Consider the following 13,820-nt stretch of genomic DNA (forward strand, 5'->3'; position numbering starts at 1 on the left):
CGGCAATTACAATCCCCCGCACGCTCATCGGCCCCCGGAGACCCACCATGACCGATTACCACGGCCACCGCCTGCGCGTGGGCCTCGCCGTGCCTTCCACGAACACCACGGTGCAGCCCGAGTGCGAACTGCTGCGACCGCCGGGCGTCACCAACCACACCGGCCGGGTGAGCATCCGCCAGCGCAGGATCACGACCGAGAAGGACTTCCTCGAACACGTTCAGGCCATGCGCGACGGCATGGGCGACGCCATCGACCGGGTCTGCTCGGCGCAGGTCGATCACGTCATCATGGGCGTGGCGCTCGAGGCGTTCTGGGGCGGCGTGAAACAGGCGGCGGAACTTCAGGACGGCCTGGAGCAGCGGGCCGGAGTGGGGATCTCGATGGGCTCGACGGCCACCGTCGCGGCGTTGCGGGCGTACGGGATCGAGAAGATCGCGGTGCTGACGCCGCACATGCCGCGCGGCGACGAACAGGTGCGCGACTACTTCGTGGAGGCGGGCTTCGACGTGCTGCGCCTGATCGGACTCAAGTGCCCGTCGCCGATTGAGATCGCTTACACGACGGGACCGCAAATGCGCTCCGCTTTGCGCGAGCTGGACGGCGACGACGCCGAGGCGATCGTGCAGGTCGGGACCAACCTGCCGGCCATGGACATCTGCGCCCAGGTCGAACCCTGGCTGGGCAAGCCGGTGCTGGCGATCAACGCCGTCACCTACTGGGACGCGCTAAGGCGTTGCGGCATCCACGACCGGATCTATGGCCACGGCCGCATCCTGGAAGAGCATTAGCCGGGGGGCGCCATGCCGGGAACGGCCGTGGGAGGCCCCAGCGGTATCGGCATTGGCCGACCATTGATATTGAGCATGCCGTCGGCAAGCGCCAGGCTCACGGTATAGGTGGTTTCGGTCGGCTGCAACAGTCCCTGCATCAACCCCAACTGGATGATCCCCTGACCGAACAGTTCTTCGGCGGCCGCAATTGGAATCTCGGCATCCAGCGTGTAGTCCAGGCCGGAAAGAATGCCCAGCAAATTCACCTGCTCCAGCGTGGCCGGAGCGAATTCCTTGTCGAAGGAGTAGCTCAGGTCCAGGCGAAGAGTGTGCTCCCCCTGGTAGGTCAGCACGGCGTTCATGTCCGTGTACGGACCGTCCGCCAGAAATGCGACGATCGCTTCCTGCATGGCCCGGCTCAGTGGCGGAGTGGCGGCTGCGGGAGGACCGGCAGGAGGACCGGCGGGAGGTGTCGCTGACGGCTCTTGCGGGCCGTCCTCCGGCGCCTGGGGCGCGGCGGAAGCGTCAAAGATGCCGTCACCCAAAGCCGTCAGCAGCTGCAACAGCGAGTCCTCGCTGAAACCGCCGGCCGTCTGTCGAACTTCGATCGGCGCAAATTCACGATTCAGCACCTCCATCGACTCAATCGTGATGTCGCTGTCGACGCGATAGGTCCCGTCCTCTTCCGGCGATGCCGTTTCCTCGGATTTCATGCCGGACATACGTAGAACCGCGTTGCCGTCGGACTGCTCGACGAGTATCTCGCCGACCGAGGAGGTCGATTGCGAGGGAGCCAGTATCGCTCCGCTTTCGAGGCCCTGCGGGAACTCGGTGCTGCTTTCCAGATCCGACATTGCAAAGCGCAAACCGGTTCCGGCGACGCCGACGCTCATGTTCATGTTGCCGAGTGCCGCCCGCTGCAGTTGGAAGGACTCCGGACCGGTCCACTCGCCTTCCAGCAGCGCACCCTCCAGCTTGAGCGCCATCGTGCCCAGGTCCCATTCCGCATCCGCAACCTCAAGGCGATTGTCGACCGTTGCGCCCGAAAATGAACGCACGTAGAGCTCCAGGTAGCCGTCCGCCGATTCTTCGTCACCGGCGGAAGCCGCAGCCCCCAAATCGACCCGTCCCCGGGCATGAAAAAGCCCTGCTCCCGGACCCACGGCGAAGAACACCGGTCCGTGCGCGATTTCGATATCGATCGCTATCGGCCCCGAAACCAGCTTCTCGACGCCTGCCGGCAAATCCATCGCGTCAGCGCCCGGCAGCGCGCCCTGCGGACCCAGGCCTGGCATCGGCAGGCCGCCCAGAGGGTCCCACTCCAGCCGCGCCGTGGAAGAAAACCAGCCCCGCCGGTAATCCGTCAGCTCCATCTGGAAGCCGTACGGCATGTTGGCCATACGTTCCCTGAGCGTGGTTTCCGTTACCTGGCCGAAGTACCCCGCCGGCAGCACGATGCCCGCCGCCACCAGAACCAGAACTGCAATTGCGATCGCCGATTTCTTCATTCACGTTTCTCCCTTGTTCGAGTTCGCGGATTGTAGCGAATCGGCCCACTCCAGGACGACCTCCAGGATTTGCCGCAGGCAGGAACGCAGCCTGGCCGCCCTGCTCCGGCTGTAGGTCTCCGGAGCGGCGCCGGCCATATACGCGTCCTGGGCGATTTCCATCTGCAGCGCGTGCAGGTCCCGCCCCGGCTGCCCGTACCGGCGCGTGATGAAACCGCCGATGAAGCGGCCGTTCACCGCGAATTCATACCCGCTTCCCGCAAGCACGGCGACCACGCGCTCCTGCAGCGCGCGTGCGCAACTCCGCCCCCGGTTCGTGCCCATATTCAGCGCCGGCAGGCGGCCCGCGAATAGCCGGGGTACAACCGGCGCAATCGAATGACAGTCGTACAGGACGGCCTTGCCATGCTGCCCGCGAACCCGTTCGAGTTCCGCTTCGAGCCGGTCGTGCCAGGGCTGCCAATACTTCATGCGCCTGCGCTCGATCTCCGCGTCGTCGGGTTCCCGCCCCGGCGCGTAGACCGCCCCTCCGTCAAAGCGCGTGGCCGGGCAAAGGCCGGTCGCAACCTGCCCCGGATACAGCGAGGCGCCGTCCGGCGGCCGGTTCAGATCCACCACGTAGCGGCTGTAGTTGGCGCGGACTGCCGTTGCGCCGAGGCCCAGCGCAAAGTCGTAGAGTTCGTCCACGCGCCAATCGGTATCGGGCAGTTCCCGAGCCTCGGGGGTCATGCGCGCCGCAATCGGACCGGGCACCCGCCTTCCCGAGTGCGGAATCGACAGCACCAGCGCCGAGCCGCCGCGGGTGCAGGAGTACAGCCCGTCCACCGGTCAGCGATACGTGGTGCGGACGGACCGGGCCGCCGACAGGGGCGGTCAGCTCTCTCCGGACACGAGTTCGGCGGCCAACTCCGTCAGAACGCCGTCCTCGATCAATTCGCGGGCCGCCGCGATGTCTGGGGCGAACTCGCGGTCCGCGGCCCGCTCGGGCACCTTTGCACGCAACAGGCCATGGATCCGCTCCAGCGCCTCCGACGAACGCAGCGGCCTCAGCAGGTCGATGCCCGCGGCGGCAGCCAGCCACTCCACGGCCAGGATTCCCGCAGCGTTGGCGTTCATTTGCGCCAGCCGGCGCGAACCGTGTGCCGACATGCTCACGTGGTCCTCCTGGTTGGCGGAAGTGGGGATGCTGTCGACGCTGGCCGGCGCCGCCATCTGCTTGTTCTCGCTGGCCAGGGCCGCGGCCGTGACGTGGGCCAGCATGAATCCGGAGTTCAGGCCCGGGTCCGGCATCAGGAACGGCGGCAGGCTGCTGAGCTCGCCGGTCACCAGCGCCGCCGTGCGGCGTTCCGACATCGAACCGGTCTCCGCAATCGCCAGCGCCAGTACGTCGGCGGCGAAGGCAACGGCCTGGCCGTGGAAATTGCCCCCGGACACCACCTCCTCCTGCTTCGAAAACACCAGCGGGTTCTCGGTCACCGCGTTGGCTTCGATCAGCAGCGTGCGCCGAGCGTTGTCCACCATGTCCAGGCAGGCGCCCATCACCTGCGGCTGACACCGGAACGAATACGGGTCCTGCACCCGGTCGCAGTCCAGATGCGAGGCCCGGATCTCGCTGCCCTCCCACAGCCGGCGCAGCACCCGCGCCACCGCCACCTGGCCGGGATGCGGCTTGAGCGCGTTCAGGCGCGGATCGGAAAACGCGTCGGTGGCCCGGAAAGCATCGCAGGACAGGGCTCCGATCACCACGGCCGCCTTCAGGTTGCGGCGCGCCTCGATCATGCCGGCCAGCGCCTGGGCCGTGGAAACCTGCGTGCCGTTGATGAGGTCCAGCCCCTCCTTGGGACCCAGTTCGACCGGGTCCAGGCCCGCCTGCGAAAGCGCCTGTTCGCCTGACAGCGTGCGGCCGCGATACCGGGCCTCGCCACGGCCCACCAGGACCAGCGCGAGGTGCGCCAGCGGAGCCAGGTCTCCCGAGGCGCCCACGGAACCCTGCGAAGGCACGACCGGCAGGATGTCCTCGTTGACGCACCGTGCCATCAATTCCAGGAGTTCCCTGGAAACGCCGGCGTAGCCCGCCACCAGGCTGTTCAGCTTGAGCAGCATCGTGAGGCGCACGATCACGCCGGGCAGAGGTTTCCCGACGCCGGCGGCGTGCGAGCGAACGAGGTTGAGCTGCAGCGTGCGCAGGTCGTCCGCGGGAATGCGCTCCAGAGCCAGGCGTCCGAAACCCGTGTTGGCGCCGTACACGGCGGCATCGCCGGCCGCGGCCCGCCGCAGCACCTTGTGAGCCGAAGCACAGCGGGCAACGGCGTCCGGATGCAGCGCCACGCGAATCGGTCCGGCCAGCGCCGCTTCGACTGCCTTCAGCCCAAGCGACTGTTCGCCGAGCGTGATCGAGGCCGCGGCTGCGCTCGCGTTCATTGCAACAGTGCTCTGGCCGCTTCGCGATAGCGGGCCACGATTTCAGGCCCGTTGACGTGCCTGCCGCCGCTCACGACCTGCCGGCCGCCAACGAAGACGTCGCGCACACAGGCCGCGCCGCCCGCGAAGATCCAGGAATCAAGGACCTCGTCGCCGTCGCGGGCAATCAGAGCGGGGTGCTCGCTGTCGAGCACCACGATGTCGGCGCGCGCGCCTTCTTCCAGGATGCCGCATCGCTGCCCGAGGGCGGACGCACCGCCCTTCAGCGCGCCTTCCAGCAGGGCCCTGCCCAGGGAGCCGCCGGACTCGTCCGCCAATACGTTCCGGGACTCCGAGGCCAGTCGCTGCGCATATTCGAGCAGCCGCAGTTCATCCGTGGGAGAGATCGTGATCTGACTGTCGGACCCGATGGAGAACCGGCCCTCCAGGTCCAGCCATTTGCGGGCCGGGAAGGCGCCGTCGCCCAGGTTGGCTTCCGTGGTCGGACACAAGACGACGGAAGCCTGTGTGGCCGCGAGCGCGCTCCGTTCGGAATCGCTCATGTGGGTAGCGTGAACCAGGTTCCAGTGTGCGTCAACCGCAACGCTGTCCAGCAGTCGCTGCACCGGTGAAGCGCCGCACCAGACCAGGCACTCGTCCACTTCCGAGCGCTGCTCGGCGACATGCATGTGGACCGGGGCGTCGGGGTCGGCCTGACGCACGCCCGCGAGCACTTCATACAGCAACGGCTCGTCGACCGCGCGCAACGAATGCGGCGCAAAACCAAGGCGCACTTCGGTCCGCTCTTCGACCGCTTTCGCAAGCGCCGAGTAGATTTCCATATAGCCGCCGGAATCGCAGACGAAACGCGCCTGCCCGACGCCCGTGGGCGCCTGGCCGAAGCCGCCGTAGGCATAGAGGCTGGGCAGCAGCGTCAGCGCGATCCCTGCGTCTTCGGCCGCGGCGATGCAGCGCAGCCCCATTTCGGCCGGCTCGGCGTACGGCGAGCCGCCGGCATCGTGGTGCAGGTAGTGAAACTCCGCCACCGAGGTATAGCCGCTCTTGAGCATCTCCATGTAGGCCAGCGCCGCCACCGCCTGGAAGCGGTCCGGATCGATCCTTTCCACGATGCGGTACATGAGTTCGCGCCACCGCAAAAAACTGTCGCGCCCGGCTCCCGTTTCCGCCAATCCGGCCAGCAGCCGCTGGTGCGCATGCGAGTGCGCGTTCGGCACTCCGGGTATGGCCACGCCGCCGATCATCTGTGCCTGTGCGCCGTTCATGTCCGCATCAATGCGCCGGATCATTCCCTGGGAGTCGATCTCGACGAGGACATTCCGGCTCCAGCCCTTGTCAGTCAGCATCTTTGAGAACAGCAACTCTTTCATGATCGAGCACAAGACATTCAGGTCCTCTATTTCACCAGATTCCACGCACACCGCAAGACCGTCCACTCAGGGAGCCAAATCAGCTATCGTTTCCGTATCCGTTTCTTTACGTTGTGCGGGCGGGTATGAATTTCATCCTGACCAATTGCCGGATCAGCACCATGTCGCAGGCTGTCGACCAACCCGGCCTGCTGGACGGCGCTGCGCTCGAAGTGAGAGACGGGCGGATCGCCTGGGTCGGCCCGGCAGCGGATCGCGCGGGCGGACCGAACGGGGAATTCGTGGACCTGGGAGGGCGCCTGGTCACGCCCGGGCTCATCGACTGCCACACGCACCTCGTTTACGCGGGCAACCGGGCGAGCGAATGGGCCATGCGCCTTGCAGGCGCCACTTATGAAGAGATCGCCCGCGAAGGCGGAGGCATCGCGTCCAGCGTGCACGCAACGCGCGCCGCGACTGACAACGAGCTGCTGGAATCCGCCCGCGACCGGCTCCATGCGCTGATGGCCGAGGGACTCACCACGGTGGAAATCAAGTCCGGTTACGGCCTGGACCTCGAAACGGAGCTGCGCATGCTCCACGTTGCGCGAAAACTGGGCGGGACGGAGAACGTGGACGTGATCGCCACGTTCCTGGGCGCTCACGCGCTGCCCCCGGAATACGCCGACAACCGCGGGGGATATTTGCGTCTTCTGGTCGAGGGCATGCTCCCGGCGGTGGCGGCGGAAGGCCTCGCCGACGCGGTGGACGCCTACTGCGAAGGCGTTGCATTCACCGCGGTCGAGGTCAGAACGATCTTCGAACGCGCCCGGGCGCTGGGCCTGCCGGTGCGGCTGCACGCCGAGCAGTTCTCCGATTCGGGCGGCGCGGCAATGGCGGCAGTACTGGGCGCGCTGTCCTGCGACCATCTCGAATACCTTTCCCCCGAGGGGATCGACGCGATGGCGTCGGCCGGAACGGTTGCCGTGCTGGCGCCGGGCGCCTTCTACTACCTGGGGCAGACCCGGAAACCCCCGATCGAGGCACTCCGTGCGGCGGGCGTGCCGATGGCGGTCAGCACCGACCACAACCCCGGTACCTCGCCGATGTTGTCGCTGCTCGCTGCCATGAACATGGCCTGCGTGCTGTTCGGGCTTACGCCGGAAGAAGCGCTGCGCGGCGCAACGGTGAACGCGGCGCGGGCGCTCGGACTGACCGACCGCGGCTCGATCGAGCCGGGCAAGCAGGCCGATCTGGCCGTGTGGGACGCGCAATCGCCCGATGAGCTCAGTTACGCTCTGGGTCATAACCCCTGCTACCGCGTATACAAGAATGGGGTACTGCGCGAGCACTGAGGAATGTCGATAATTCGGCAATGAAGAACAGTCGAACGATACGTGCGCCGCGGGGCGCCGGGCTCTCCTGCAAATCGTGGCTTACCGAGGCCCCGATGCGCATGCTGATGAACAATCTCGACCCGGAAGTCGCGGAGAACCCGGCGGAACTGGTCGTGTACGGCGGCCGGGGCAAGGCCGCGCGCAACTGGGAGGCGTTCGACCGGATGGTGGCGGCGCTCAGGGCGCTGGAGTCCGACGAAACCCTGCTCGTGCAGTCCGGCAAGCCGGTGGCCGTGCTGCGAACGTTTCCCGACGCGCCCCGGGTGCTGATCGCCAACTCCAACCTGGTGCCGCACTGGGCCACGCTGGAGCACTTCAACGAACTGGACCGGCAGGGCCTGATGATGTTCGGGCAGATGACCGCGGGGTCCTGGATCTACATCGGCAGCCAGGGCATCGTGCAGGGCACCTACGAGACCTATGCCGAGATGGGCCGCCAGCATTTCGGCGGCGACATGAGCGGCAAGTGGTTTCTGACCGCCGGACTGGGCGGGATGGGCGGCGCTCAGCCGCTCGCCTGCACCATGGCCGGGGCTTCGATGCTGGCGGTCGAATGCCGGCAGTCGGCCATCGATTTTCGCCTGCGTACAGGCTACCTCGACCGGCAGGCGGACGACCTGGGCGAGGCCGTGGCGATGATCAACGAGGCTTGCGGTCGCGGCGAGGCCGTTTCGGTGGGTCTCAAGGCCAACGCCGCCGACATCTTCCCGGAACTGGCCCGGCGCTCCGCGGAAGACTCTCGATACGCGCCGGACGCGGTGTCCGACCAGACCTCCGCGCACGATCCGCTGAACGGTTACCTGCCGCAGGGCTGGACGCTGGAGGAACACGAGCGGCGGCGGCGATCGGACCCGGCCGGAACGGTGCGCGCGGCAAAGGGGTCCATGGCGGTGCAGGTGCGCGCCATGCTCGATTTCTGGGGCCGCGAAATTCCGGTGGTCGATTACGGCAACAACATCCGCCAGATGGCTCTGGAAACCGGTGTCGAAAACGCCTTCGACTTCCCCGGATTCGTGCCCGCCTACATACGGCCGTTGTTCTGCCGCGGCAAGGGCCCGTTCCGATGGGTGGCGCTGTCCGGCGACCCGGAGGACATCGCGCGCACCGACGAGAAGGTCCGGGAACTCCTGCCGGAGGACGCGGCGCTGCACCGCTGGCTGGACATGGCGGCGAAGCGGATCCGGTTCCAGGGTCTTCCGGCGCGCATCTGCTGGGCGGGCCTGGGGGACCGGCACCGGCTGGGGCTCGCCTTCAACGCGATGGTGCGCAGCGGCGAACTGAAGGCGCCCGTCGTGATCGGGCGCGACCACCTCGACGCCGGCTCGGTCGCCAGTCCGAACCGCGAAACGGAAGCGATGAAGGACGGCTCGGACGCCGTGTCCGACTGGCCGTTTCTGAACGCGCTGGTGAACTGCGCCTCCGGGGCGACCTGGGTCTCGGTGCACCACGGCGGCGGTGTCGGAATCGGCTACTCGCAGCACGCCGGCGTGGTGATCTGCTGCGACGGCAGCGAGGCGGCGGACCGGCGTATTTCACGCGTCCTCTGGAACGATCCGGCCACCGGCGTGGTGCGCCACGCCGACGCCGGCTACGAGGACGCCCTGGACTGCGCCGGGGCCTTCGACCTCAAGCTGCCCTCGGCTCCCTGACCCGGGTGAGCAGGATGAAGCCCGCGATCAGCAGCACCAGGATCGCGAGCACGCCCAGGCGCTGACTGTCCAGTACCAGGGCCGCATAGCCGGTGAGGATCGGACCCAGGATCGCGGCGAAGCGCCCGAACATGTTGTAGAAACCGAACATTTCGGTGGACTTCCCGGGCGGAGCCAGGCGCGCGAACATCGACCGGCTCAGGCTCTGCACGCCGCCCTGGGCGAGGCCGATCATCGCCGCCAGCAGGTAGAAGTGCCAGACCTGGCTGGCCATGCTGGCCAGGAAGGTGACCAGGCAATAGACCACCAGCGCCACGTAGATGCAGCGCCGCGGGCCGAAGCGGCGCCCGGCGAAACCGAACGCCAGCGTGGCCGGAAATCCGAGGTAGTTCGTCACCAGGATCGCGAACACGAGGTCGGACGGCGGCAGATTGATCGCCGCGCCGAAATCCACCGCCATCTTGATGATCGTGTAAACGCCGTCGATATAGAGGAAATACGCAATCAGGAACAGCCAGAGCTGCGGGTAGCGGCGCGCCTCGCGCAGCGTGGACCACAGTTGCGTGAAGGCCGCTCCCAGGCGCGCGCGCCGGCCGGCGCCCTTCGCGCGGCGGCCTCCCCTGATCAGCGGAACCGAGAACAGCACCCACCAGGCGCCCACCACAAGCATGCTCAGCTGCATCGCCTGCACCTGCGAATCCAGGCCGAAGCGTGCCGGGTCCACCGTCACCAGCGCGCATAGCGTGAACAGCATTGCGCTGCCGATGTAACCCAGCGCAAAGCCGTATGCGGAAACCAGGTCGTATTCCTTCGGCTCGGCAACCTCGGTCAGAAGCGCGTCGTAGAAGACATTGGCGGCGGAGTAGCCGAGCCAGGCCAGAACGAACAACGAAAGCCCCGTTGTCCACTGCCCGGCGCCCGGCAGCGCCAGCAGCACCGTGCATATTGCGCCGGGCACGACGCAAACCGCCAGCATCCTGCGCAGGCGCCCGCCCTGGTCCGCCAGCGCGCCCAGCAGCGGGGCGCCCAGGGCCAGCAGCAGCGCGGCGATGCTGTTGGCGGAGCCCCATATGAACGTGATTTCCGTGGACGTCTCGCCCGCGGACCATTGTTCGCGCAGCAGCAAGGGGACGAAGGAGGTCATGACGATCAGGGCGAAGGCCGAATTGGCCCAGTCGTACATGGCCCAGCGCCAGGCATCGCCCGACAGCACCCGCAGGGTTGCGGAACGCCTTGCCGGGGCGGCGCTCAACAGGCGCTACGCTCCGCTGGCTTCCTGCATGGCGTCCATCTCGCGCATGGCCAGTTGCAGGTCCTCCCAGGCCTTGCCCTTCTGCCCGGGAGACCGCAGCAGGTAGGCGGGGTGGTAGGTGACCAGCACTGGCGGTTCAAGGTGCGCGGCGTAATGCAGCTTGCCGCGCATGGCGCCGACCGGCCGGTCGGTTTCGAGCAGGCGTTGCGCCGCGACCGCGCCCAGGGCCACGATCAGCCGCGGCGCGATCAACTCGATCTGTCGCTTGAGGTAGGGAATGCAGGCTGCGGCTTCGTCCAGGCCGGGATTGCGGTTGTTGGGCGGCCGGCACTTGACGATGTTGGCGATATAGACCGTTTGGCGGTCCAACTGCATTGCCCGCAGCATCGCGTCGAGCAGCTTTCCGGCGCGCCCCACGAACGGCTCGCCGCGGCGGTCCTCCTCTTCGCCGGGGCCTTCGCCGACGAACATCCAGTCGGCCCTGGGATTGCCGACGCCGAAAACAGTCTGCCTGCGGCCGGAATGCAGCGCGCAGGCGGTGCAGGCTGCGACCTTGCTGCGCAGCGCCTCCAGCTCCGGCGGCGCAGCGGCCGCCGGCGGCATTGAACTCGGCGCGCGCGAATCGTCCTGGGTGGGAGGGCGTCCCGCCCTCCGCGAAGGCGGGACGCCCTCGCTCTCGGGAGCGTCGCCCACGGGCGGGTCATCCGCCGACCGCGGCGTCCACACGGCCGTGTCCATCAGGTCCAGCAGATCGCGCTGCGCCCGGCTGAATCGGGTGTCCTGTCCCATCGGGGCGTGTTGACGCTATGCGGCGCTGCTCACTCGGCGGCCTTGCGCATGACCCGGCGGCGGCTCTTCTGCACCTGGCGCCAGACCAGGAGGCCCGGGCCCAGCGCCACGTAGACGCCGAACAGGGTAAACAGCATGAGCGGCGCGTCCAGCGCGATCAGGGCGAAGCAAGCGGGAATCGCCGCCATCTGGGTGAATTTCAGCCGCCGGTTCATCGCGAAGTGCTTGAAGCTGGGATAGGCGATACGCACGCACATCAGGGTCGCGGCCGCAAGCGTCACAAAGCCCGCCAGAATGAGGACCGGAAGGCCCGTCCATTGCGAATCGGCCGCAAGCCACACGAAGCCCGCCACGAAGCCCGCGGCGGCGGGGCACGGGAGCCCCTCGAAAAAGTTCTTGTCGCTCACCGATTCCCGGGCCGTGAATCGCGCCAGCCGCAGCGCCGTCCCGACCGCGAACAGGAAGGCGATCACCCAGCCGACCTTGTCCCAGACCCAGCCGTAATCGCCCATGTACTTCAGGCCCCACTGGTACACGACCACCGCGGGGCCCAGGCCGAAGGCGACCACGTCGGACAGGGAATCGTACTGGCGGCCAAACTCGGTTTCGGTCCCGGTCAATCGGGCGACGCGCCCGTCGAGGGCGTCGAGAATCATCGCTACGTACAAGGACACCGCGGCGTTCACGAAGTTCCCGTCGGCCCCGGCCACGATGGCGTAGAAGCCGGCAAACAGGGCGCCGCTGGTGAGCAGGTTGGGGAACAGGTAAATGCCCCTCTTGCGGAACGCCGCCCGGCCCCTGGCAAATTTCTCGCGGTTGCCGTCCATCCGAGCAAGTCTGCCACAAGCCATTTCCTCGGCGTTGTGCTGCCTACGCCCTGTTCGCTGGCTTCCACTACAATTGCCGCTCCGTTTGTCGGACCCCACGATGCGACTTTCCAAACTGCCCCTGGCCACGCTGCGCGAGACCCCGGCGGAAGCCGAAATCGCCAGCCACCGCCTCATGCTGCGTTCCGTCATGGTGCGCAGGCTGGCTTCCGGGCTGTTCACATGGATGCCCATGGGCTGGCGCGTGGCGCGCATCGTCGAACGGATCACGCGCGAGGAAATGGAGCGCATCGGCGCGCACGAGGTGCTGATGCCGGCCGTGCATCCGGCCGAATTGTGGCGCGAGAGCGGCCGCTGGGAAGATTACGGCGACCTGCTGCTGAAGATGCGCGACCGGGGCGAGCGCGAGTACTGTTTCGGACCCACGCACGAAGAGGTAATCACCGACATCGCGCGGCGCGAATTGAAGAGCTACCGCCAACTGCCGGTGAGCTTCTTCCAGATACAGACCAAGTTCCGCGACGAGATCCGCCCGCGTTTCGGCGTCATGCGCGCGCGCGAATTCATCATGAAGGATTCCTATTCGTTTCACCTGGGCGAGGATTCGCTGCGCGACACCTATGGCGAGTATCGCAAGGCGTACCGCCGGGTATTCGAGCGCCTGGGCCTGAACTACCGTGTGGTGCAGGCGGATTCGGGCGAAATCGGCGGCTCGCGCTCGCAGGAATTCCACGTGCTGGCCGATTCCGGCGAGGACCTGATCGTCTGGTGCGACGGCGACGATTTCGCCGCCAACCTGGAGCTGGCGCCCGCCCTTCCTCCCGAGGGCGAGCGGGAGGCGCCCGGCGACGCCATGTCGCAGGCGCACACGCCGGGCATGCGCACGATGCGGCAGGTCGCGGCGCACCTCGACCGGCCCCTGGAGAACTGTCTCAAGACCCTGCTGGTCAAGGGCGAGGGCGGCGGCGTTGCGGCGCTGGTGCTGCGCGGCGACCACGAGGTCAACGAACTGAAGGCGACGGCGCTGCCGGGGGTCGCCAAACCGCTGCAGCTGGCCAACGCGCAGGAGGTGGCGCAGGCGGCAAGCTGCCCGCCCGGGTTCGTGGGTCCGGTGAACCTGTCCGTGACCACCTACGTGGACCACGCAGCCGGCCACCAGGCGAACTTCGCCTGCGGCGCGAACCGGCGCGACAAGCACTTCGTGAACGTCAACTGGGGACGCGACCTGCCCGAGCCCGAGTGCGTGGACCTGCGAAACGCCGTGGAGGGCGACCGCAGCCCGGGCGGCGGTGGCGGTCTGCAGATCGCCCGCGGGATCGAGGTCGGCCACATTTTCCAGCTCGGCGACAAGTACAGCCGTTCGATGAACGCCGCCGTGCTCGACGAGAACGGCGTCGAGCAGCACATGCAGATGGGCTGCTACGGGCTCGGCGTAACCCGGACGGTGGCGGCGGCAATCGAACAGAACCACGACGAGCGGGGCATCATCTGGCCGGAAGCGATGGCGCCCTTCAGCCTGGTGATCGTGGCGCTGAACTTCGCGCGCGACGAAGAGGTGCGGGCGACGGCGGAGCGGCTCTACGGGGACCTGCAAGCGCGGGGCGTGGAAGTGCTTTTCGACGACCGCGACGCAAGCCCCGGGGTGAAACTCGCCGACGCCGACCTGGTCGGCATTCCGCATCGTGTCGTCGTGAGTTCGCGCGGGCTCAAGCAGGGGACGCTGGAATACAAGCACCGCCGCTCGGATGACGCCGAGCACCTCGGCGCCGACGAAGCCCCGCAAATCCTGTCGGAGCGTACCCGGCGATAACCCTTCGCCCTTTGTCGTTACCTTCTGCGCTGGAACCACTCCGCGACG

General features: G+C 67.4%; 11 protein-coding genes. 4 read left to right on the plus strand and 7 right to left on the minus strand.

Features of this window, described 5'->3' with window-relative positions:
• The first annotated feature begins 47 nt into the window (after nt 1-47).
• The gene (locus F4Y72_12480; protein ID MXZ29102.1) at nt 48-791 is read left to right on the plus strand and encodes an Asp/Glu racemase; all 744 of its coding nucleotides are present in this window, start codon (nt 48-50) and stop codon (nt 789-791) included.
• Here F4Y72_12480 and F4Y72_12485 read toward each other — a convergent pair.
• From F4Y72_12485 to F4Y72_12500, 4 genes are read right to left on the minus strand one after another with little or no spacing between them, the layout of a single operon-like run.
• The gene (locus tag F4Y72_12485; GenBank protein MXZ29103.1) at nt 788-2,281 is read right to left on the minus strand and encodes a DUF945 domain-containing protein; all 1,494 of its coding nucleotides are present in this window, start codon (nt 2,279-2,281) and stop codon (nt 788-790) included. The genes F4Y72_12480 and F4Y72_12485 overlap by 4 nt on opposite strands.
• Nucleotides 2,282-3,106 carry an N-formylglutamate deformylase gene (gene hutG / locus F4Y72_12490; protein ID MXZ29104.1) on the minus strand — a complete coding sequence of 275 codons (825 nt, stop codon included), beginning with the start codon at nt 3,104-3,106 and terminating at the stop codon, nt 2,282-2,284.
• Between the two features lie 48 nt (nt 3,107-3,154).
• Nucleotides 3,155-4,702, minus strand: coding sequence for a histidine ammonia-lyase (gene hutH / locus F4Y72_12495; GenBank protein ID MXZ29105.1), 1,548 nt, complete (start codon nt 4,700-4,702; stop codon nt 3,155-3,157).
• Nucleotides 4,699-6,069 (minus strand): formimidoylglutamate deiminase, encoded by a 1,371-nt coding sequence (locus F4Y72_12500; protein MXZ29106.1) that lies wholly within the window; start codon nt 6,067-6,069, stop codon nt 4,699-4,701. Before F4Y72_12500 ends, hutH begins: the two co-directional genes overlap by 4 nt.
• A gap of 125 nt (nt 6,070-6,194) precedes the next feature.
• Here F4Y72_12500 and F4Y72_12505 point away from each other — a divergent pair, with 125 nt between their 5' ends.
• A complete protein-coding gene (locus tag F4Y72_12505; GenBank protein ID MXZ29107.1) occupies nt 6,195-7,403 on the plus strand; it encodes an imidazolonepropionase in 1,209 nt (402 codons plus the stop codon).
• A gap of 20 nt (nt 7,404-7,423) precedes the next feature.
• Nucleotides 7,424-9,094 (plus strand): urocanate hydratase, encoded by a 1,671-nt coding sequence (gene hutU, locus F4Y72_12510; GenBank protein MXZ29108.1) that lies wholly within the window; start codon nt 7,424-7,426, stop codon nt 9,092-9,094.
• On the opposite strand, the gene F4Y72_12515 is transcribed toward hutU, so the two are convergent.
• The 3 genes from F4Y72_12515 to F4Y72_12525 are packed head-to-tail and all read right to left on the minus strand — an operon-like array spanning nt 9,072 to nt 12,154.
• A complete protein-coding gene (locus F4Y72_12515; protein MXZ29109.1) occupies nt 9,072-10,346 on the minus strand; it encodes an MFS transporter in 1,275 nt (424 codons plus the stop codon). The two genes, hutU and F4Y72_12515, sit on opposite strands and share 23 nt — an antisense overlap.
• 6 nt (nt 10,347-10,352) lie before the next feature.
• Nucleotides 10,353-11,135 carry a uracil-DNA glycosylase gene (locus tag F4Y72_12520; GenBank protein MXZ29110.1) on the minus strand — a complete coding sequence of 261 codons (783 nt, stop codon included), beginning with the start codon at nt 11,133-11,135 and terminating at the stop codon, nt 10,353-10,355.
• Between the two features lie 29 nt (nt 11,136-11,164).
• Nucleotides 11,165-12,154 carry a phosphatidylcholine/phosphatidylserine synthase gene (locus tag F4Y72_12525; protein MXZ29111.1) on the minus strand — a complete coding sequence of 330 codons (990 nt, stop codon included), beginning with the start codon at nt 12,152-12,154 and terminating at the stop codon, nt 11,165-11,167.
• Here F4Y72_12525 and F4Y72_12530 point away from each other — a divergent pair.
• Nucleotides 12,063-13,772, plus strand: a complete 1,710-nt coding sequence (locus F4Y72_12530) for a proline--tRNA ligase (GenBank protein MXZ29112.1) — start codon at nt 12,063-12,065, stop codon at nt 13,770-13,772. The genes F4Y72_12525 and F4Y72_12530 overlap by 92 nt on opposite strands.
• Nucleotides 13,773-13,820: the final 48 nt, after the last annotated feature.

This window comes from Gammaproteobacteria bacterium (assembly GCA_009838035.1).
In the GTDB taxonomy this organism is placed as follows: domain Bacteria; phylum Pseudomonadota; class Gammaproteobacteria; order Steroidobacterales; family Foliamicaceae; genus Foliamicus.

Excerpts from the sequence above, each read along its gene's own strand:
- F4Y72_12480 (MXZ29102.1), top strand. The coding sequence starts at position 48 with ATGACCGATTACCACGGCCACCGCCTGCGCGTGGGCCTCGCCGTGCCT.
- F4Y72_12485 (MXZ29103.1), bottom strand. The coding sequence starts at position 2,281 with ATGAAGAAATCGGCGATCGCAATTGCAGTTCTGGTTCTGGTGGCGGCG.
- hutH (MXZ29105.1), bottom strand. The coding sequence starts at position 4,702 with ATGAACGCGAGCGCAGCCGCGGCCTCGATCACGCTCGGCGAACAGTCG.
- F4Y72_12500 (MXZ29106.1), bottom strand. The coding sequence starts at position 6,069 with ATGAAAGAGTTGCTGTTCTCAAAGATGCTGACTGACAAGGGCTGGAGC.
- F4Y72_12505 (MXZ29107.1), top strand. The coding sequence starts at position 6,195 with ATGAATTTCATCCTGACCAATTGCCGGATCAGCACCATGTCGCAGGCT.
- hutU (MXZ29108.1), top strand. The coding sequence starts at position 7,424 with ATGAAGAACAGTCGAACGATACGTGCGCCGCGGGGCGCCGGGCTCTCC.
- F4Y72_12520 (MXZ29110.1), bottom strand. The coding sequence starts at position 11,135 with ATGGGACAGGACACCCGATTCAGCCGGGCGCAGCGCGATCTGCTGGAC.
- F4Y72_12530 (MXZ29112.1), top strand. The coding sequence starts at position 12,063 with ATGCGACTTTCCAAACTGCCCCTGGCCACGCTGCGCGAGACCCCGGCG.
- F4Y72_12525 (MXZ29111.1), bottom strand. The coding sequence starts at position 12,154 with ATGACGGAACGCAGCATGAGGCGGTGGCTGGCGATTTCGGCTTCCGCC.